The following is a 19,204-nucleotide window of genomic DNA, read 5'->3' on the forward strand; positions in this document are numbered from 1 at the left end:
TGGTCAGCCGCCTATCTGCTGGAACTGGAGGTTGATCCAGTCCTTGTCGAAGTCGAAGGAAATGAGCCGCCAGTCATGCCAGCCGGCGTCGAGGTAGTAGAACCCGGAGGTCTTCACTCGGGCGGTGCCTCCGAGGCGAAGGTCCGCAACAGATACGGTGCCGGTGGTGGGGATGCTGAAGCTGAGCTGCTGGGTTGGGTCGTTGCTGGCGTGCAACCCTGCCGTGGTTCGTGCCTGCAGCTCCGCGGCGTCCTTACTGCCGAAGTTCTTGACCAGCTCCAAGGCTGGAATTGGGCGGCTGAAGTCCGCAGCGTCCCGGACCAGCCGGTCACGTTCTGAGCCTTCACCGGTTCCTATGACCTTGTTGACCATGTTCTGGGCGTTGGTCTTCAGGTTTAGTTTGTGCACCTCGGTCCGCGCGGCTGTGGAGTCCCATTCCCACAGGCCAGCGTCGAGCAGGCCGGAGCGCATGACCCATTCAAGGGCTGGGCCGTTCCAGTTGCAGTCGAACTCGACGTTCGGGCCGCCCTCAGCGGTGATGATGTCGTCCAGGGCGGCGGCGCCGTTGAGGAACTCGTACCCGAAGTACTCCCGGGTCTCAGTGCCGGCCACCGTCGCGCTGGTGATGATCGGCATGTTATATCGGGCTGAGGGGTCACCAGTGAGGAGTTTCTGAACGATGAGGTTCGCCAAGGAGGCGAGGGTGACGTTGCTCCACTTGATCGGGGGAGCTGATTGCGCACCGTTGCCCCGGATGGACAACAGATACCGGCGGGCAAGTATCCACCAGATGTCTTGGTGCTGGATCGTGAGGGTCCCCGCGTCCTGGTCCTCATCAGCGTCGACCGTGAAGCCGGCGTACACTGCGTTCTCGTTCCAGGTGGCCACCAGCGCCCGTTCCATCAGCTGGATGGAGGACAGGCTGAGCACCTCAGCCACTGCAGGTTCTTTGACCTTGAATGTTGCAGAGCCGCTGCTGCCGGTGTTCAGGGCCCGCCCACCCGTGAAGTTCATCGCGGGAAGTTCGATCTTGTCAGCGAAGTTGGCTGTGCTGATCGAGTAGTACTTCCACACGAAAGGCCTCCTAGATGAACGTGTCGTAGATCGACAGGGTTGCCGTCGCCGTACCGGTGAAGGGTGGCCGAGGAGCGATGGAAACCGCCGTCGGAAGGCCGGGCGTTACCAGTGGTGTGAAGCCGTAGCCGATTCCGCCGTGGATGACTGCGCCGTTGATGCGGACCCGCCCGGTGCCGTAGTCCACTTCATGGGGCTGGCCAGGGACCAGCGGCTGGGTGACGGTGAAGACCTGGCCTTTGATGGTCAGGATGTAACCGCCCGGCATATTCCCTGCCACCTGGAAGACTGCCGTGGCGCCGGCGTTGCCCTTGTGATGGACGTTCGCCGCGTTCGATCCCACCGAGGCGATGAACGGGCCGCGGAGCTCACCGAACTTACGCGGATCCGGGCACCACAGCTGCAGTTGGAACGTGGCGTTGTAGCTGCCGCGCACCTCATCGATGCTGAGGCTGTCCCGGGACGCATCAGCCCACTGGGTGAGGCCGCCCTTGGTGACCTGCACCCTGCCGAGCTGCCCATACGCGAGCAGCCCTGACAGGGTGTTCATCTGAATCTCCCGGTCCGCGTAGTTCTTGCCAAGGATCGCGCCCGTCAGCGTGACGGTGCGGGACTCCTGATAGCGCGGAAGAACCAGTGACCCATGGCCCTGGGGCCACGGCAGTTTCTCCCCGCGCAAGGGCACGCTGTCGGTCCAGCCATCAAGGCCGTCCTTGGTGATCGTGAATGGGCCAAGCCCCGGGCGTCCGAAGAACTCCAGCCCATCCACGACCACGTACAGTTCGTCAAGCATTCACTGTCCTCAGCTTGTAGTTGAGTTGGTTATCGAATGCCCGCGCCACGCCTTCCGGGCTCATCTGATCCCGGATGGGCATGTGGACAGTTACCTGCGCGCCTGCCAGGGCAGCTCCTGCAGCGCCTGCTCGTGCAGTGGGCGTTGCACCTGAGCTGCCGGGTTCACCGGTGAGCGACGCTGCGCTCATGATGGTGCTGGCGGCTGCTTGGACCTTGTTCTGTTCGCTCACCATCCCCTTGGCGAAGTCGCCGGCCAGTGCCTTACCGGAGTGAGTGGTGTACCCGGATCCGGAGAACGGGCCGCGTTTGGCGGGGGAGAACGGGAAGAAGTCTCGGACTCCTTCCAGTACTCCTCCCACTGCGTCCCCGATGGCGCCGGCCATGCCCATGATTCCGTCGATGAAGCCTTGGATCAGGGCCCGTCCGGAATCCAGCAGCAGGCCGCCGATGTTGCCCAGGGCTTTCAGTACGGAGTCACCGATGCCGCCGAAGAACCCCAGCAGGTCGTTCAGCATCCCTTGCGCTCCGGTGACCATGGAGTTGAACGAGGTCACGACATAGTTGACGATCCCGGTGAACGCTGCTGTGAAGAAGCCCACCACGGCGTTCAGGCCGTTCATGACCACGGAGATGACCAGCTGGATGGCTCCGGAGATGATGCTGATGATGAGGTTGAAGACCCCGCCAACGATGTTCAGGATCCCGGACCAGACCTGAGCCCAGTTCCCTGAGATGATCCCGGTGACGACCTCGATGATGCCCTGGACGATCTGCATTGCCGCGGTGATGATGTCCACGATCACACCGAACACGGTGACGATGATGGGCATCAGCGCCTGGATGATCGGGATCAGCAGGCTTGCGATGGTCGTGATCAGCGGGGCGATGGCCGAGACGATGTTCCCGATGATCGAAATCAGTGGCGGAAGGACCGCGCTGATCAGCTGCGTGAAGATCGGGGCCAGTTGCGTCAGCAGTGTGGTGACCAGCGGGATGATGGCCGCCAACAGCCCCATGACCACGGGAATGATCGCCGCCAGGACCTGCTGGAACAGGGTGAACAGGGACGTCACGAAGGGCATCATGCTGACGAGGTTGTTCGCCAAGATGGTCACCAGCTGCTGAACAAGCGGGGCTAGCTGGATCATGGCCTGCGTGAGCATGGCACTGACCACGGTGGCCAAGCTGCTGAGCAGAGCCACGATCTGCGGCAGGACCGGCTGCAGGGCCTCGAAGATCAACCCGATGGGGGAGAATGCCGAGAGGAACTGCAGCACTGTCGGGGCGAGCGCCCCGAACACTGCACCGAAGTGCTGGAACAACGGCCCCAGCAGCCCAGTGACGGTCCTGAGCCCATTGGCCAGCATCTCCATGAAGCCGGGAAAGCCGTTGGAGGTGATGTCACCGTCGTTGGCTTTCCACGCAGCACCGAACGCCCGGATGCCGCCGGTGAACTCCGTGATAGACCCACCCAATTGGGGGAAGATCCCGGCCAGGCCGCCGTCGCCCAGCCTGTTGACCAGGTTCTGGATGGTGGGCAGGACGCTGGTGTTGATGAAGCCGAACGCCCGTGTCAGAACCGGGAGGAACAGGCTGCCCACTGAGGTGGTGATGTTCTTCCAGCCGGCGGCCGCGCGCTGCTGCTGCCCGGCGAGGGTTTCACTTTCCTTGGCGAAGTTGCCCTGCGCATCAGCTGTCTGCTTCATGATCAGCGACAGGGTGGCGGCCTGCTGGGCGTTGTTCTCGAACGCGCCGTCGACCTTCTTAAAGCCCAGCGCCGCGGCTTCGGCGTCGATCTTGGCCTGGTTCAGCGATACGCCGTACCGTTCGATCGGGTCCCGTTCGCCCTTCAGCGCCGAGGACAGTGCCTCAATTGCTTCACGTGAGGTGCCGCCAAACATTGAGGACAGGTCAGCGCCCAGCCCGATCAGCTGGTTGGTCTTGGGGGCCAGCTCGTCCATGGCGGTTCCGCCGTTTTTGAGCTGCGAACCGATGAGCGTGCCGAGTTCGTTGAACTCGTTCTGAGTCAGGCCGACACTGGTCTGGGCCTCGGAGGACCACTTAATCATCTCCGAGGCGCTGCCCTTGAACACGGACTGGATCGCCCCGGCGGACTGCTCCAGCTCTCCCGCACCCTGAACCGCGCCGCTGAAGAAGCCCGCGACCGTGTCCACGGCAAACACGCCAGCCAGTGCGCCCATGGCGCCCTTGAAGCCCTTACTGAAAGAGCCTCCGGACTTCTTGCCGGCGTTCTCCGCTGAGGACTTGGCCGCGTCCCCTGCTTCGTCCACCGAGCTGCGGACAGCTGAGGAGAGCCGCTGTTTCAGGGACTGCCAGCCTCGAGCGAACCGGTTGGCGGACTGCTCCCCGGAGGACCCAGCGTCGTTGGTCGCTTCGGCCAGTTTCGCCTGGGCGTCCTTCAGCTGGTCCGTGGACTGCTTGGTTTTGGTCTGAGCGTCCGCGAGCTTCCGCTGCGCGGTGGCGAGGCGTTCCTCAGCTGCGATGGCCCTCGAGCTGGTTTCCCCGCCCTTTGCCCTGGCTTCGGCCAGTGCCGCCTCAGCCACACGCACCTTGCCAGCGGCGTCCTGCTCAGCGAGCCGGGCGCTGGACAGTGCCTTGGATCCGGAAGCGATCTGGGCATTGAGCTTCTTGATCAGAGCTTGTCCCGGGTCGCCGGCGCCGACGTTGAACGCGGAGTTGAAGCTCCTGCCGCCCTCGCGTCCGGCGCCGGACATCTCCGCGTTGGTCTTGCTGCGGAAACCACGGAACGTAGGGAAGATGGCGACCTGGCCGGACCCAACCTCGGAAGTCATCAGCCCCTCCTCTATGTGCGTAGTTGACCGAAGGCGCTGCTTTGCTTCAGCTCGGCTGTCAGCTGCTCGCGCTCTTCGGGGCTGACCTTCTCCGCTTCCGGGGTTTCCTGCTCGTCCCACGGCCACGGAAGCCTCAGCGGGGCATCACCCTTGGAGGACAACGCGTTGTGGACCTTGGTCAGCAGCAAAGCGCCGTAGAAGCTCTCCCGATCCATGGCAAAAGACCAGCCGCTCATGGAAGCGAACAAGTGCGAGCCCATTTCCGTTCTGAGCCGGTCCACAAGGTCAATGGCTTCCCGATAGCTCACAGATCCGCCGATGTCCTCGATGGAGCAGTGCAGCCGGTGCCGGAAGTCGTAGGTCAGTGCGGGGCGGTGCTCCTCGACTACTTCAAGGAGCGCTGCAATTCCCCCATGGTGGCCTGCACCTTGTCCTCGAACACCTTGAAGAACTCGACCATGATCTCGGTGGTCTCCATGATGTCCAGCTCATCGATGGTCGCCACGGTCTCGGGGCCCGCGATTTCGTCCAGGATCAGGAAGAACGCGTCCATCTGGTCCAGACTGCCGAACTGGCGAAGGAGTTTGGTCTTGAAGCGCAGCGGGATAGCAATCTCGCCCTCGGTGGTCTGGCAGATCAGTTTGTCCTCGACCACGAGGAAGCGGGGCTTCTCAGCTGCAGCTTTGCGGGTAGTCATGATGTGCTCTCACTATCCGATGGGTGGTGATGGGTTGAGCTGTGGCCCTGCGCCCACCCATCAAGGAGCGCAGGACCACAGGTAGAGGGGCGACTAAACGTCGCGGGTGTACGAGAATGCGGCAGAAGCGCCCACGGAGTTGGTGACGACGACGTTGGCTGGACCAGCCGCACCGGCCGGCAGGACTGCGGTCAGTTCGGTGTTGGACACCACGTCGAAGTCGGACACAGCCGTGCCGCCGATGGTGACCGCGGTCGTGGTGGCGAAGCCTGTGCCGGTGATGGTCACGAGCTCGCCAGCACCTGCAGGATCCGGGGTTCCCTTCACCGCGGTGATGTTCGCGGCTGTGATCGAGGCCAAAGCCGGGATCAGCCACTCACCGAAGTGTTCGTTGTTCACCAGTGGGGAGCGGTGGATGGTCAGGGTGACTTCGTAGCCGAGGACGTTGCCGCGCTCGTTCTTGTCTTCCTTGACCGTCTTGATACTGACCTTCGGCGCCCAGCGGCGGCGGATGACGCCGTTCTTGAAGATTTCCTCAGTGAACACTGAGTACTGCACTGCGTGGCCACCGGCGTCGACGGTCATGTAGCCGTTCTCATCGGCGGTCTTGCCCCGCGTGATGGACCTGACAATCTCGTCGGTCTGGGCGAGCTTCAGGACCAGCTCGGCCGTGGCGATGCCGGTGGGCAGGGAGTAGCCGTCCTGCCAGAAAACGATGGGGTCACCGTCCGGCTCCAGCGTCCACTCGAAACCGCCATCCTCCGTGAGGAGGCCCGGCACTTTGTACTCCGGCGCCAGGGTGAAGGAACGGGAAGCGCCGGCGGCCGGTGTCGGTCCGACAGTGCCTTCAGGGGCGAAGCCGATGTGACCGGTTACCGGTACACCAACGGCAGAAACATCATTACCGAGCTCGTCAGGGCCCATTTTTAGCCTCCAAAAAGAAGAAGCCATCCACGGGCGTGAATGGCTGGATGATTTGTTTGGGTAGTGCTTAGGGGTAGGGGGTGCCGACTACGGCCAGTTCAAAGGTCATGTATCGGCGGGGCTGCCCTGATTCCTCTGTGACCTTGTAGGGTCCGGTTGCGTTGATCACCCTGGCGACTGGGTTCTCAGGCTCGGGCCCGGCGCAGTCGGCCACGATCATGAAGACCAGATTGGCCAACTCAGTGGCCTGCTGGCCCTGCGTTTGGTCGTCCCCGGCCAGCACCGTGATCCCGATGCTCGGTTCTTTCGTGATGATCGAGGTGCGGGGGCCGCTGTCATCCCGGACAACGACGGTCTTTGGCCGGGCCGGGTTTGGGAACTGGTTACTGACGAACACGTTCTGACTGATCGGAGCGGCGATAGCGGCCAGCTCCGCGCGGATCCGGCCGGTGAGGTACAGCTCCAGGTCCGTGAAGAGGACCCGGCTACCCACTCTTCTTCACCTGATTCAACGCCCGGGCAAGGTTGCCGGTCTTGGACTCGATGAGCATCGTCTTCGGATCCGTGCCTACAACGAGCGCCACGTTCCTGTGCTCGACGGTCTTCTCCGTGACTTGCAGCCCGTCCCGGTAGTCGCCTTCGTCAACAGGGGCGCCGGCAACGGCAACGGCCAGCACCTTGTCTGCAACGTCGCGGCAGATCTGGGTGACGCCGGCTGACTTGCCGATTTCCTCGAAGAACTTGTCGTTGAACTCCATCAGCCTGTCACCTTCTCGATACTGAACTCAGCACCTGGCCGCCAGCCGGTGAAGGCGTTCGTCCAGTCCGCGGCCTCTCCCTGCACAGACCAGGTGCCCGTCCGGGCCCGGATCCGGTCATGTGGGAGCACGTCCATGTCAGGCGGCCCGTAGATGCTCATGCCGGTGATGACCATTTGGCGGTTCTCGCCCCGCGGTTCGGTGGAGGACGAGAGGGCGATGGCGCAGCCCTCAATGGGCAGCTCGTCCGGCTCGTCCCAGGACCCCAGCGTTTCCCCTTGCGAGTATGGGTCAGGAACCATCTTGCGGCGGAGCCGGACCACTGTTTCACCGTTGGGAAGCGGGAACATCAGGCCCCCCATTCGAGCTTGTAGGGCGCCAGTGTTTCCTTCTCGGCCGCCAGCAAAGGCAGGCTAATTGGAGCGCCATCGACGGTGCCATAGGAGACCCCCATGGGGCCGGCGTTCTGGCGTACCACGTTGCCTGGTGAGGATGCGCTGCGGTTAGCCACGGCGGCAATGACGCCAGCGACATCCGGAGCTTCCTCGTATCCATGTTCGATGGTGATTCGGATCCCCTTATTGCGGTTGCTCCATCGACCACTGCGAAGCGTCAGGATTCCCTTTTCGGAGTCATCGACGTCGGCCAGGACGTCCACGCCATCGTTGGTGCAGGCAAGCAGCTGTTTTACCCGACCGGAAGGGATTAGGAGATCCTTACCTCCCGGGCCGTCGAGGATCAGTTCCTGTGTGATCACCGGGGTTACGTGCCATTCGCAGTACTTGCGGACTTCAGCGGTTGCTGCGTCCAGCCAGAACTGCGGGCCTTTGGGAAGGGAGCCGTTGCTCAGCTCCACGATCGCGGGGATGGACATGCGGCTCCCTTCCTTTCAGGTGTTACTTGGCGTCCGGGGTGGCTGCCTTGTTGGCGGGCTGCTTGGCCTTCTCGGCTTCCGCGGCTTTGGCCGCCTCTTCCGCTGCCTTCTGAGCGGCAGCAGCTTCGGCTGCTTCCTTGGCTTCCGCTGCTTCTTTGGCTTCCGCTGCTTCCTTTGCTTTGGCCTCGGCAGCTGCGTCTGTTTCCTGCTTGGCCACTTTCTCCTTCAGGAGCCCACGGCGCTTGGCATCTTCCTCGCGGTATCGCACGCCGTCGATGACGACGATGTTGACGTCTGCCATGGTTTAGCCTCCTGCCACGGTGCCGCGGTGACCGAACACCAGACGGGACGGCTTCCAGATGACCTGAGCGGCGCGCAGCTCGGCGCGGACATAGGTCATGTTCCGCTGGGCGTAATCCTTGTGCTGGTTGAACGCCATGATGGACAGGCCTTCACGGTCGAGAAGTGCGACCTGCTTGAAGTCGCCCAGAAGGAACGTGCCCGGTTCAATGCGCTCGGACAGGATGCGCGGGCGGCCCCAGAGGGTGCCCGGTCCGATGCTGAAGGGGCCCTGACCGAAGAATCGGCCGTCGGCGTCCTGCATCAGATCGATTTCCTCCTCGTCCTCGGGGTTGAGGAGGACAGCATCGACGCGTCCGCCGTTCAGGCGCGTGACCTTGGTGATGGAGCGGCGGACCGCCTTCACGAGGTCGATGGCTCCCGCGCCAGTGAACTCCAGGTCCTGGATGCCGGTGGTGTTCAGGATGCCCTTAGGCTCACCGGAGACACCGGATCCATTGAGGAGCTTGTCCTCGATCACGGAGTCCAGCGAGTACTTCAGCTCGCTGTTCATGTACGTGCCGAATGCCGGAGCGTCAGCCAGGAGCTGGTTGGTGACGTCGTAGCCGTCAGCATAGGTGTACACCTTCGCGTCAGCCAGTTCCGTACCCAGCTCCGAAACGGGCTTCAGTGCGGCGTTGTCAGTGCCGGAAGTCGCTTCAGGCACGATCTTCGCGTTGCGGGTGACGGAGGTGACCTGTACGTATTCGAAGTTGCCGGCCGTCTCGCCACGGCTGATGACATCCAGCAGCGTGAGTTCCGGACGCTCCACCTGGTCCACCATGGGGACGCGGATGTTCTGGATCCGGGCCTGCGGGGAGGTGAGGGCCTTGCGGTTCGCGAAGAAGTCCTTCATGGAACCGATGCGGACGCTGCCGATGTTGATCGGGGTGCCCTGACCGACGCCGGAAGGGTTCTCCTTACGGAACTGCTGGTACGGAGCGGACTTCATGAAGCGTTCGCCCAGCGGGACCTCAGAGAGGTCGTCGTCGCCCTTTTCGGCGGTGCCATCAGACTTGCCGAACTCCACGAGGTCCGCGAGAGCCTTCTCGGACTTCGCGATGGACTCGATGCGGCCCTTCAGCTCGAGCGCTTCGGCCCCCTTAGCCTCGATGTCCTTCGCTTCGTCCGCAGTGAGCTCGCGACCGGCGGCCTTGGCGCCGTCGATGGTTGCCTGCATCGCCTTCTGGAGGGCGAGCAGCTGTTCTTTCAGATTCACGATGAATCCTTTCTCCTCGTTAGAGGCTTTGAACTAACTGGTTGACCGCCAGTGCCTTGGCGTGCTGGTGCATCGTCGGCTCCTCGACCTTGGCCGGTGAAGGCTCCTCGGTCTTGGCTTCGGACGTTCCGTCTGCCTTCTCCTGATCGGTTTTGAGCACGTCACCGAGCGCTGCATAGGCTGCGCGGGCTTGCTGCTCGTCATCAGCCGAGAGTCCCCGGCCTGCTTTCACGCCAGCCACGACGGAATCAACTGCCGCCTTGACCGCGAGGATTTCGGTCTCCTGGTTCGCGCCTACAGGCACGATGGAGATTTCGTGGATGCGGAGTTTCCGCAGCTCGTAGTAGGAGCCGCCGTCTTCCGCTTTCCGGTCCACCCACGCGCCTTCGATAACGTCGTAGGCGAAGCTCATCTGACGCACGCGCTTCTCTTTGAGGAGTTTGTACGTCTGCTTGCCGGCGGCCGTCTCCAGATCGAGCTGGCAGCCGGACCACAGGCCGCGGTCGTCTTCCTTTGCCTCAGCGCTGCCGAGGTTCATGAATGGGTCATCCATGCGGTGACGCCAGTACACGGGAATCGGGGCGTTGGCCGAGGCGTACTCTGCCAACGACTCCTCGAACGCGCCCTTCACAACCATGTCGCCGTAACTGTCGACATTGCCGAAGATGGAGGCGTAGGCCTCGAAGTAGCCTTCCTGCTTGTCGTCAAGGGCTTTAATCTCGACGTCAACTGTCTTGGTCTTCACGCTTTGCCTCCTTCAGGTGTCGCGTTTCTGCGTGGTCGTTGAACCGGCGGGCGATGATGCCCGCGGAATGCGGGTCTGTGCCTGCTTTCACGAGGTCCTCCGTTAGTTCCCGGTCCCAGCGGGTGCGGTCCCACCAGTCATGGACTCCAGCGGACTTTTGCGAGGCGACAACTTGGTTTTGCCGTTCCGCGAACTTGGACAGAACCTGTTCCAGCGCTTTGCCGTCCTGGGGCGACGCTTGGCCGCCGATGATGACGTTCAGCGGCGTGACCAGTTCATCCCCGCCATCGATGGCGCTCATGTTCTGCTTCGCGCGGCCCTCGTTGCGGGTCATCCACGGAGCGCCGATGGCAGTGGACATGACGTCCGCCTGTTCCTCGAAGGAACCGCGCATCTTGGCTTCGATGTTGGCCTCGATGTAGAGGTCCTTTCCCGGTTCAATCAGTGGCACGAGAGTCAGGTTCAAGGTCTGCTGCCAGGCGTCGAAGTACGGTCCAAGGTTCGGGCCGTACAGCATCTGCTTGAAGGCCTTGATGTTGGCGAAAGTGCCTTCGCGGGCACCCACCAGTTCAGGGGCGATGTAGTACGAGGAACACACCTCGACATCGGTCAGGCGCCGCCCTTCGAGGTCCAGCGTGTCCCGGGGCCGGAAGGCGTTGAGCTCTTGGGGCTTCATGCCGTCTTCGAGGATCGGCGTTCCGCCCTCTTTGCCGCCGCCCCGGGCGAACTTCGCCCAGGATCGCCGGAAACGTTCGAAGGCAGTCTCCGAGGACCATGGCTTGTCTCGCAGCAGGACCAGCGGGACGCGGGCGCCGTTCTCCCAGATGGAGCGCCTGTAGGCCACAGCTTCGGAGTACTCATCCAAGATGTTCCGGAGCGTCTTCAGCGGAGACGTGCCATTGGCGCCTCGCTCGGCATAGCCGACGTCGATGAGATAGTCTTTGGGGTCCTTCTCCGAGGTCGTGCCATCCTCTTTCGTGATGACAATCGCCTCAATGCGGCCCAGAAAGTCGCTCTTGAACTTCACTAGCCGGGCCGGAATCCGGACCAGCTCGTAACCGTCCTCGTGATGCACAATCTGGGCGCACCACCGGTCGTGAATCAGCCCATCGATCAGGATGGACTCCCAAAACCGGTACGGCGTGACACCTGGGGAACGGGTGGGACGCTTCATGAGCTTGGCCAGCTCACCGGTCCTGTCCCGCACCCGGTCCTGCTCCGTCTTGATCTGGTAGACGTGCAGGGGAGTGGAGGCGAGGTGCCGGGCCACGAAGCCGACAACTTTGCGTACTGACGGCTGGTTGGCCCAAACAGGGCCGTAGCTCAGGACTTCTGTCCATTCCGTTAGCGGCAGCCCAGGGTCAACGACCTCGATTCCGGTCCCGGCAAAGTGCGTACTCAGCCCTTCGAGGGTCTGAAAGACAGCGCCCATCAGGAAGTCACCTGCACATAGCTCAACTTCGGCACTGGAACCAGCACGAAGCCCTGAATAGCCACGGGGTCCGGCCCATCCAGCGACTCAGCAGCCGCCAGCGTGATGAAAGCGCGGGTCGCGGACTCCACCACGCCGCGCACAGTGGCCTCCGGCGTGGACACAAGAACGGTCTTCCCGGTCAGCAGCTTCAGCTCGCGCATGCAAGCTCCTTCCCGTCAGACGACCAGCAGGTCGTGATCTTCGTAAGCGGATGTGGTGTCCTCAGGCTCTGGCCCGTTTTCGAGGCCGTAGAGCGCGTAATTGGCCGAGACAAGTGGGGCGATGTCCACGACAGCGGCCACACGGTCCCAGACCTCCATGCTTCCGAGGGTCTTAGTGACGCCACCGCTGACGGCCATGTCCAAAACTGGCTGTGAACGGTGGAAGACGGTGCCGGCCTCGATATGGTCCTTGAATTGACCAGCTGAGGAGCCAAGCTCGGACCCACCAATCTGAAAAACCGTCAGCCCGAGCTCTTCGAGCGGCTCGATGAACTCGATAGCCGGAGTGCCCCGGGCCTGGAGGGCCACCAGCTTCGTTCCGGCACGCTCAGCGATCTTCTTGGCCGCGGCAGGGACCCAAAGCATGCCGGCGCGCTGGGCAACCGTCTCAATGTGCCGGTTTCCGTCTTCCCGGTATCCTGCAACGGAGATATAAGACATCGAGCGGTCCGCCGAGGTGTCGATACCGAGCACAATGGGGGAATCGGGCGCGATTTCGGACTCCAGATCGCCCTGGTTGGCCCAGTCGAGCGGGTCAATGTACGTTTCAACGGCCGCCGTGACCCATTGGCACAGAACCTCGGTCCGGAATACGAACTCTGGGTCCGTTTTGAGGTCCGAGAGGATCGTTTCCCACTCGATGGTGTAGCCGAGGGACGGATTCGCCTGAGCAATGGCCTCCGGATCGTCCTTCTTGCACCCATCAGGGGCTGACCACTCAAACAGTCCGAGGGTCAAATCGTTGTTGTTCGCGTACTCCTCGACGGACTGGATGCCCGTCTCAACGTATTGGTCCCACTCATTGACCGAGGCCAGCGCGATGTCCCGCAGGTGGCGCAGCACCACGGATTTCGCATCGCCTGCGTTGGAGATGCCCCACAGCTGCGAATTGAAGATCGCGTTCATGGTCTTCGTGACCGATGACCAGGCGTCGAAGTTCTGCTGCTCGCGGAGCTCGTCCATCAGGACCCGGGCCGCGGACTTGCCACGGCCGCCCTTACGGTTCGCAGCCTTCACCCGGTACTTGGCGCCGGACTTCAGCCGGATCGACGTCTTGCCGTTTCCGAGCACCGGTTTCAGGGCCTTGGCTTGAAGCGTCGGAACGCCGGCCTCGTTCTCCGGATCCGGATCACAGTAGGCATTCGTGCGATCCCATGCCTCCTGAGCGGTGTCCAAGTCCTGGGCGGTGCCGAGAATCAGGAAGTCCCGGGCCTTCAGTTTCTCCGGGAAAGCCTCAGCATCGACATACAGCCAGTACAGGCACAGGACCGTGAGGAGCGTGGTCTTGCCGTTCTGCCGGCCAACAAGGATGCAGAGCTTCCGGAACCGGTAGGTGCCGTCCTTGTTCAGCTCCAACGCGTGGATCAGCAGCCACTTTTGCCAGGGAAACAGGTCCAAGCCAAGGATGACCTTCGCGAAACGAATGACATCGAACCCCAGAGAGGTCTTCGGGGTCAGCTTCCGCAGCGGCTTGGTGTACAGGCGAGGTGTTTCCTTGCCCTTCAGCTCACCCGGCGCGGCCCTTCTTCTTTCTGCTGAACGCTGCAAGCTCATCCTCCGGTTCGGGCGCAGGGGCAGCAGCCTTCGAGCCAGCCGCACCGCGGGCGGCCGGCGTCAAGCCAAGAGCCTCGCAATACTTCAAGTAGGTGGGGATGGAAACGTTGTCCAAAGGCGGAGGCTTCACGTTGTCCTCGCCAGCACGCTCCAAAACGAGGTCCCGCAACTGGTCCTCAGTGTCGATCTTCCGCGCCAGGAACTTCAGAGCCGCCACAGCACCCTTATCGGTGTCCTTCAGGTGCGTAGCAGCCTTCAGAGCCTTCACCGTGGCGTCATAAACCGTGTCATCAGGCTCCGTTGACAATTTCGAGGCTCCGATCTATCACGTGTGCGCATGCGCGACCCCCTACAGGGCCTCGGGGAGAGAGGAAGAGTGCAGGCGGGAGGTGTTCCGCCCGGGAGGCCTCTGGAGATTCGAACGCCCCTACCCCTGCCAAGGTGCTGCATGGGCTGCGGTGATGAGGTGTGGTGTTTCGTTGAGGCCGAGGAGGTCGGTGAGGATGTCCATGCTGTCATCGATGCCGTACTCGGTGCCCTTGGTTGGTCCTTGCTTGCTGAGTGTGCGGTATCCGATGATGCGTGGGTCTTTACGCTTCATGCCGTGCTCGCGCTTCAGGTGTTCAGCCACATCGTTGTTGAGCACTATGAGGACACGCTCTGTACCTTCAGGTGCATTGAGTAGCCAGCGCATGGCGAGTGTGGTCTTACCCTCTTGCCTGCCTCCAATGACCACGTGCAGTGGACCATCCCTGAACGCTGGGCTCTCTACCTGCGCTCGTCGCTTGGCTATGCGTTCCAGTCCAAGGATGTGAGCTCTTGATGGTGCTAGGTCCACGGCTCTGCCGATCATGCGCTGCACGGCCTGCATTGTGTCACCTCAGTCTTCATCTATGCTCGGGCTGTTCGTCACTACATCCGAGGAGAGCAACAGTGGATCTGAAAGAGTCTGAGTACTCGTGTCCGAAGTGCGAAGCCACGCTCGTTGAGCGGTGGGGCATGGTCGATGATGGCAGCATCGCCCACAACAAGGAGTACCAGCGTGTTGGTAAGCCGTACTGCCCGAAGGGTCACCGCATCACAGAATGGAACCTTGCGGGCCAACCCATGCACGCGGTCTAGAGCCAGTCTCTGCTGAGAGTGCCAAGACCAGGCGCCGGGGGTTTGTTCCCTCGGCGCCTGTTGCATTCAGCGTGTGATGCCCGGAAGTTCGCCGGGTCCTCCGCATGTTCGGGGTGTGTGGACACTGGGTAGTAGTGATCCAGTTCGAACCGGGACGGGTCGTTCACATCTACCGGTTCGTAGTTGATGGGCTGTGAGCACAACCAGCAAGGTTCGTCGTCGTCCTTGCACTGGCCCTTGAACTTCAGCTTCTGGGCCTGCATGTTCCTAGTGGTCTTGTGATGCTGGCTCACTGAACCTCCGGTGAGTTTGGCTGAGTATGTGTGTGTTTACGTGCGCCCGCAGGTAGCCCCATGACAGGCACTCCGAGGGATGCCCGGTTCTACCTTCGCTCTAGGACAGTGACGTTGACGGGCGCACGCTTGGTGCAGGAAACACACTTACTTCAGGAGTTATGGAACTCCCGTGGGCGGGCGGGATTCGAACCCGCATCTCTGGAGTGGCCCCAGCCAAACTCCATTGCTCTACCGTGATTGAGCTAGCGCCCTGTCTCCCCAAGAGACGACGAAGGCCCGGACTGTAATTGGGGGAACAGTCCGGGCCTTCAGCCTGAAAGTGGATACACTTCCGCGGCGGTACTACCAGTTTAATTCAGATCATGGAGGATTAAAAGCTGGGCAGTGCGCGTGTCTTGGGCTGCCTTGGTAGCTCTGCGTGTCTCCGCGTGGTGCTCGCGATCGTAGTGCAGATGGCATCCCTGGCACATAGCCTTCAGGTTCTCATCCGTGCAGTCCTCCGGGGTGTGGTTCAGGTGGGCCGTCGTCAGTACAACCTTTGAGCCCTTCCCGTAATACGAGGGCTGGCCGTGGCGATTCGGGCACCGGCCTGTTGCATGCTCTCGTCCACACTCCCCGGCGCATTCGCAGCGGCCAGCTGCACGTTCGAACCTTATCCTCTGGCTGATTTCCTTCCAGTTCGATGGGTATCGTCCTTTCTGGCTCTCGCGAATCGGGCTCACGCCGTCACCCGTCCTGCCTCGATTGCTGCGTTGAGGTGGTGCATCTCAGCCCCTACCCATGCTGAGCCGCAGTTGCCGCACTCCACCCATGCTTGGCCGTTGACGGCGTGCCCGGTGAGGCAGCGCTTCCAGCGGGTTTCGTCCTCCTCGACTGCCGTGTGGAACAGCTCCCCACACTGCGGGCAAGGGGCGTCGATCACGAGGGGCTTGGACGGCTGAAACACCTGCTCGATTGCGGCCACCCAATCCGCGGTGAACTGCTCGGCCTCCTTCCGCGGACCATCGTTCACGGATGCCTCCCGCGCCCATGCCTTCATGGAGTCCTCCAGCGACCCATGCTTGACACCCGGGAAGAACTTGCCGTGCTGGAAGAACACCACCGACTCGATGCGTAGGTACAGGTCGTAGGCGGACAGGGCCAGCGGCGCCGGCGTTCCTGAGCCTCCGCCTGCCGAGGATCCGCTGATGCCCTTGCACGCAACGCGGAGCTGGGCCAGCAGAGGAGGAGCTTTGACCCACTGGGGGCCGTTGTCCGTTTCGATCCTGTGCGTGGTTTCCATGGTGAGCTGGTGGACGTTCGCTGCGAGCCCGTTCACCATGGCTGTCCTGGGTTGCGGCGGTTGATGGGCTGCGCGCGGTTGGCTTCGGCCTGAATCAGGGCCACGCGTTCCTGGGCTGCCTCTTGCTGGCGTTCCCGCCAGTGGCAGGAGCAGGCGCGCTTCTTGGCGCAGCTGTACGGGGTCCAGCAGCAGGACCGCTTGCAGTTGTTCATGATTCCCCCAGTTCCCAGGCCGCCCAGTGGCGGGGTGTTTCGTTGGTGACGATGCGGTAAGTGATTGCCCCGCGGTCTACGGTGGCGAGGATCGGCAGGGCGCCGCAGAGGTGCGCTGCTCGGAGGAGCCGGATCCGGTCAGCTGGGCCGAGTGCCTTGCCGGCGGTTCCGACTTGCACGAGGGCCAGCCCGTGCTCTTCGTGGGCCATGGCGATGTCTGCGGGGCCCTTGGACCCGGCAGCCCTCATGATCAGCTCGAAGCCCTGCTTGATGAGGTGGTCACGGACTTTGTACTCTCGGGCGCGTCCCGACGTCGCGGTGCTCAAAATGGTGGCTCCTGCCCGGTTGGGCCGGTGCCCCAAGTGTCAGCGTGGCTCGTTCCCGGGGTTGCCCACGGGTCTTCCTGCTGCTGGCCGTTGCCCCAGCTATTGCTGTTGGAGCGGCCGCCAAAGCCTCCAGCGCCTTGGCCGCCGTTGTTCCGGTTCGTGCGGGTGACCTTCGCCGTGGCGCTCCTGAGTGAGACGCCAACCTCGTCCACTTCCAGCTCGATGACGGTGCGCTTCTCGCCTTCCTTGGTTTCGTAGCTGCGCGACTTCAGTCGGCCTTCCACGATGACGCGCATGCCCTTCTTCAGCGTCTCGGCCGCGTTCTCTGCCTGGTCCTTCCAGACCGAGGCCCGGAGGAACAGCGTCTCGCCGTCCTTCCACTCGTTGGCCTGTCGATCGAACGTCCTGGGCGTGGAAGCGACCGTGAAGTTCGTGACGGCGGATCCGCTCGGGGTCCAGCGCAGCTCCGGGTCGTTTGTCAGGTTCCCGATGATCGTGATTGTGGTTTCGCCTGCCATGTTCAGGCCGCCTTTCGTTCTGATTTGAGTTCCTCGAGAAGGTCCGGCCGGAAGCCGTACCAGTGACGTTCATCGACCATGACCACAGGAGCGCCCATGTAGCCCAGTGCCTTGACTGCCTCCAATGCAGTCAGGTTCTGGCTGATATCCACGGTTTTGAACGTGAAGCCTTCGCGCTCCAGCCAGTCCTTGGTCAGGTTGCATTGCACACAGGCTGGTTTTGAGTAGACGGTGATCACCAAGTGACTGCCTCTTTCTGTGGTTGTTGGTCCCAGCCGTAGTACCGGCGGCGGGTTTCCGGGTGGATGTTCTCTGCGGTCCACGGGAACGGGCCGCCGCGCTCCAGGCGCTTGGGCCAGTCGTTGCGTTGGTTCCTGTCACCGCGCCAGCGCTGGATGGCGGCTGAGTTGGTGCCGTCCGTGTCGGGGGCCAGCCCGAAACCGAACTCCGGCCAGCCCATGAGCGCCGCGGAGCCTCGCGGGGACAGGTCACGGGCCATCTGCCCGTTGCCCTTGGGGGAGTGGCCCTCCATGACCATCACCAAGCCGCGGTCCCGCAACGAGTCCAGCGCTGTGATTAGCGGGGCCGCGTCGTCGTCGTTGTTGATGCCGTTCGGGACCATCTTGTAAATCGGGCCGATGAACAGGATGTCGGGCCGGTTCTGGTCCACCAGCCGGTGGATAGCTCCCAGCGCGGCGTCCTTGGTGATGTCGATCCGGCCAGTGCAAGCAAGATCGATGTTCGACGGGTCGTTCTTGCCGTACTGGCGGGCCTTGGCAGCCATGCCACGCACTTCCCGCCGCCACTGCCCCTCGGTGTTCTCCACGTCGACCACCTGCACCCGCAAGGGGTCGATGTAGTCCAGGCTGATGGGATTGATGCCAGCGGCGAACTGCACGGCCATCTGCCGGATCCACGTGGACTTACCGAAACCCTCGTACCCGGTGATCACCATCCTGTCGCCGCGCTCGAACAGTCCCGGCACCAGCCAGTCGTGGTCCTCCTCAACAGCCAGGACATCGCCCAGCTTCTTCGAGTCGATGCCCTGCCCCGGTGTGTTGTCGCGGATGCTCTTCAGGTCATCCATTGCATCCCCCAGCGCTTTGGCCGGCGGTAGGCCCTCCTGCGATGCCTGCTGCATGAGCCGCTGCCCGGCAGACCGGAGAGCCCGCTTCACGGACTCCTCCCGGACCTGCTTGGCGTAGAACTCCACCGTGTGAGCCGAGGCTGTGCCCTCCATCCAGGCGAACACCTCAGCGAACTGCAGACCATGCAGGCCCCGGGCCCTCAGCTTCTGGAACACGGACAGCGGTTCGATGGGCTCCGGTGTCGGGTGCATCTCCTGCATGACCGCGAACGCTTCACCGAGGACGTGCGCCTGGAAGTCGAGCGGGGTCACGACCTCGGAGGCAAAACGGACAGCATCCCGGGACAGAAGGCAGGCGCCGATGACGTAGTGCTCAGGCGTCATGCTGCACCTCCAAGCCGGACCCGAGCGCCGGGCACCGAGCTGTTCAGTAGCCGGCGGGCGTTCCTCTCCCCGTAGGCGATGAGCACTGAGGGTGCACCGCTATTGGCTTTGGCACGGGTTCCGTCCGGATGGTGGAAGTGCAAGCGTCCTTCGATGAAGAGCATTGCCGTAGCGTGCGGCCATACCCAGTCAAAGAACATCCGCGTTTCGGTTCGTGCGAACACGAGGGCGATTCCATCTCCATGCTTCGCCAGCCTTTCCAGCCAAGTCGCCGCCTGAGCCCCGTAGGGCGGATTCATCCACACGCGGCCTTCCCACTCGAAGCTCAGGCCGTCATCTTCCACGGTGTAGTGCTTGGCCGCGGTATCCCAAGGCCGATCCAGCGGTGAACATGGATCGACGTCGAACGGGCCAAGGGCCTCTATGATCCACGGAGGCGTCAGCCACACATCGGATTTCATCGCAGCGGACTGGTGTGATCCCATTGCGC

Annotated in this window: 26 protein-coding genes and 1 tRNA gene; all 27 read right to left on the minus strand. The window is 62.6% G+C overall.

Annotated features, from left to right (window positions below; genetic code table 11):
• Nucleotides 1-3 precede the first annotated feature (3 nt).
• The 27 genes from ACUYMZ_RS08355 to ACUYMZ_RS08485 all read right to left on the minus strand — a co-directional run bounded on the left by ACUYMZ_RS08355 (nucleotide 4) and on the right by ACUYMZ_RS08485 (nucleotide 19,199).
• Complete coding sequence (locus tag ACUYMZ_RS08355; RefSeq protein ID WP_481602726.1) at nucleotides 4-1,074, minus strand: hypothetical protein; 1,071 nt, start codon at nucleotides 1,072-1,074, stop codon at nucleotides 4-6.
• Nucleotides 1,075-1,084: 10 nt separating this feature from the next.
• Complete coding sequence (locus ACUYMZ_RS08360) at nucleotides 1,085-1,867, minus strand: hypothetical protein (RefSeq protein ID WP_481602727.1); 783 nt, start codon at nucleotides 1,865-1,867, stop codon at nucleotides 1,085-1,087.
• Nucleotides 1,860-4,682 carry a phage tail protein gene (locus ACUYMZ_RS08365; protein WP_481602728.1) on the minus strand — a complete coding sequence of 941 codons (2,823 nt, stop codon included), beginning with the start codon at nucleotides 4,680-4,682 and terminating at the stop codon, nucleotides 1,860-1,862. The genes ACUYMZ_RS08360 and ACUYMZ_RS08365 overlap by 8 nt, the downstream gene beginning before the upstream one ends.
• Before the next feature lie 11 nt (nucleotides 4,683-4,693).
• Nucleotides 4,694-4,990, minus strand: a complete 297-nt coding sequence (locus tag ACUYMZ_RS08370) for a hypothetical protein (protein WP_481602729.1) — start codon at nucleotides 4,988-4,990, stop codon at nucleotides 4,694-4,696.
• 77 nt (nucleotides 4,991-5,067) lie between these two features.
• Nucleotides 5,068-5,379: a hypothetical protein gene (locus tag ACUYMZ_RS08375; RefSeq protein WP_481602730.1), complete on the minus strand. Its 312-nt coding sequence runs from the start codon at nucleotides 5,377-5,379 to the stop codon at nucleotides 5,068-5,070.
• Nucleotides 5,380-5,472: 93 nt separating this feature from the next.
• Nucleotides 5,473-6,303, minus strand: a complete 831-nt coding sequence (locus ACUYMZ_RS08380) for a phage tail tube protein (protein ID WP_481602731.1) — start codon at nucleotides 6,301-6,303, stop codon at nucleotides 5,473-5,475.
• 67 nt (nucleotides 6,304-6,370) lie between these two features.
• Nucleotides 6,371-6,796: a hypothetical protein gene (locus ACUYMZ_RS08385; protein ID WP_481602732.1), complete on the minus strand. Its 426-nt coding sequence runs from the start codon at nucleotides 6,794-6,796 to the stop codon at nucleotides 6,371-6,373.
• Complete coding sequence (locus ACUYMZ_RS08390; protein ID WP_481602733.1) at nucleotides 6,789-7,061, minus strand: HK97 gp10 family phage protein; 273 nt, start codon at nucleotides 7,059-7,061, stop codon at nucleotides 6,789-6,791. Before ACUYMZ_RS08390 ends, ACUYMZ_RS08385 begins: the two co-directional genes overlap by 8 nt.
• Nucleotides 7,061-7,411 carry a hypothetical protein gene (locus ACUYMZ_RS08395; protein ID WP_481602734.1) on the minus strand — a complete coding sequence of 117 codons (351 nt, stop codon included), beginning with the start codon at nucleotides 7,409-7,411 and terminating at the stop codon, nucleotides 7,061-7,063. The genes ACUYMZ_RS08390 and ACUYMZ_RS08395 overlap by 1 nt, the downstream gene beginning before the upstream one ends.
• Nucleotides 7,411-7,935: a hypothetical protein gene (locus tag ACUYMZ_RS08400; protein ID WP_481602735.1), complete on the minus strand. Its 525-nt coding sequence runs from the start codon at nucleotides 7,933-7,935 to the stop codon at nucleotides 7,411-7,413. The genes ACUYMZ_RS08395 and ACUYMZ_RS08400 overlap by 1 nt, the downstream gene beginning before the upstream one ends.
• Nucleotides 7,936-7,957: 22 nt before the next feature.
• Entirely contained in the window at nucleotides 7,958-8,236 is a 279-nt protein-coding gene (locus ACUYMZ_RS08405) for a hypothetical protein (RefSeq protein WP_481602736.1), read from the minus strand.
• Nucleotides 8,237-8,239: 3 nt separating this feature from the next.
• Nucleotides 8,240-9,493, minus strand: a complete 1,254-nt coding sequence (locus ACUYMZ_RS08410) for a phage major capsid protein (RefSeq protein WP_481602737.1) — start codon at nucleotides 9,491-9,493, stop codon at nucleotides 8,240-8,242.
• 19 nt (nucleotides 9,494-9,512) lie between these two features.
• A complete protein-coding gene (locus tag ACUYMZ_RS08415) occupies nucleotides 9,513-10,238 on the minus strand; it encodes an HK97 family phage prohead protease (protein WP_481602738.1) in 726 nt (241 codons plus the stop codon).
• A complete protein-coding gene (locus ACUYMZ_RS08420; RefSeq protein WP_481602739.1) occupies nucleotides 10,219-11,670 on the minus strand; it encodes a phage portal protein in 1,452 nt (483 codons plus the stop codon). Before ACUYMZ_RS08420 ends, ACUYMZ_RS08415 begins: the two co-directional genes overlap by 20 nt.
• Entirely contained in the window at nucleotides 11,670-11,873 is a 204-nt protein-coding gene (locus tag ACUYMZ_RS08425; RefSeq protein ID WP_481602740.1) for a hypothetical protein, read from the minus strand. Before ACUYMZ_RS08425 ends, ACUYMZ_RS08420 begins: the two co-directional genes overlap by 1 nt.
• A gap of 15 nt (nucleotides 11,874-11,888) precedes the next feature.
• Nucleotides 11,889-13,481 carry a hypothetical protein gene (locus tag ACUYMZ_RS08430; protein WP_481602741.1) on the minus strand — a complete coding sequence of 531 codons (1,593 nt, stop codon included), beginning with the start codon at nucleotides 13,479-13,481 and terminating at the stop codon, nucleotides 11,889-11,891.
• A complete protein-coding gene (locus ACUYMZ_RS08435) occupies nucleotides 13,441-13,794 on the minus strand; it encodes a terminase small subunit (protein WP_481602742.1) in 354 nt (117 codons plus the stop codon). Before ACUYMZ_RS08435 ends, ACUYMZ_RS08430 begins: the two co-directional genes overlap by 41 nt.
• Before the next feature lie 120 nt (nucleotides 13,795-13,914).
• Nucleotides 13,915-14,349, minus strand: a complete 435-nt coding sequence (locus tag ACUYMZ_RS08440; RefSeq protein WP_481602743.1) for a hypothetical protein — start codon at nucleotides 14,347-14,349, stop codon at nucleotides 13,915-13,917.
• 256 nt (nucleotides 14,350-14,605) lie between these two features.
• Nucleotides 14,606-14,872: an HNH endonuclease gene (locus ACUYMZ_RS08445; protein ID WP_481602744.1), complete on the minus strand. Its 267-nt coding sequence runs from the start codon at nucleotides 14,870-14,872 to the stop codon at nucleotides 14,606-14,608.
• 203 nt (nucleotides 14,873-15,075) lie between these two features.
• Nucleotides 15,076-15,156, minus strand: a tRNA-OTHER gene (locus tag ACUYMZ_RS08450).
• A gap of 467 nt (nucleotides 15,157-15,623) precedes the next feature.
• The gene (locus ACUYMZ_RS08455; protein ID WP_481602745.1) at nucleotides 15,624-16,226 is read right to left on the minus strand and encodes a DUF7341 domain-containing protein; all 603 of its coding nucleotides are present in this window, start codon (nucleotides 16,224-16,226) and stop codon (nucleotides 15,624-15,626) included.
• Entirely contained in the window at nucleotides 16,220-16,399 is a 180-nt protein-coding gene (locus ACUYMZ_RS08460) for a hypothetical protein (protein WP_481602746.1), read from the minus strand. The genes ACUYMZ_RS08455 and ACUYMZ_RS08460 overlap by 7 nt, the downstream gene beginning before the upstream one ends.
• A complete protein-coding gene (locus ACUYMZ_RS08465; RefSeq protein WP_481602747.1) occupies nucleotides 16,396-16,725 on the minus strand; it encodes a hypothetical protein in 330 nt (109 codons plus the stop codon). Before ACUYMZ_RS08465 ends, ACUYMZ_RS08460 begins: the two co-directional genes overlap by 4 nt.
• Nucleotides 16,722-17,243, minus strand: coding sequence for a single-stranded DNA-binding protein (locus ACUYMZ_RS08470; protein WP_481602748.1), 522 nt, complete (start codon nucleotides 17,241-17,243; stop codon nucleotides 16,722-16,724). The genes ACUYMZ_RS08465 and ACUYMZ_RS08470 overlap by 4 nt, the downstream gene beginning before the upstream one ends.
• A 2-nt stretch (nucleotides 17,244-17,245) precedes the next feature.
• Nucleotides 17,246-17,485, minus strand: coding sequence for a glutaredoxin-like protein NrdH (gene nrdH / locus ACUYMZ_RS08475; protein ID WP_481602749.1), 240 nt, complete (start codon nucleotides 17,483-17,485; stop codon nucleotides 17,246-17,248).
• Nucleotides 17,479-18,714: an AAA family ATPase gene (locus ACUYMZ_RS08480; protein WP_481602750.1), complete on the minus strand. Its 1,236-nt coding sequence runs from the start codon at nucleotides 18,712-18,714 to the stop codon at nucleotides 17,479-17,481. Before ACUYMZ_RS08480 ends, nrdH begins: the two co-directional genes overlap by 7 nt.
• Nucleotides 18,711-19,199, minus strand: a complete 489-nt coding sequence (locus ACUYMZ_RS08485) for a DNA N-6-adenine-methyltransferase (RefSeq protein ID WP_481602751.1) — start codon at nucleotides 19,197-19,199, stop codon at nucleotides 18,711-18,713. Before ACUYMZ_RS08485 ends, ACUYMZ_RS08480 begins: the two co-directional genes overlap by 4 nt.
• Nucleotides 19,200-19,204 lie beyond the last annotated feature (5 nt).

Source organism: Arthrobacter sp. T572 (assembly GCF_056780115.1).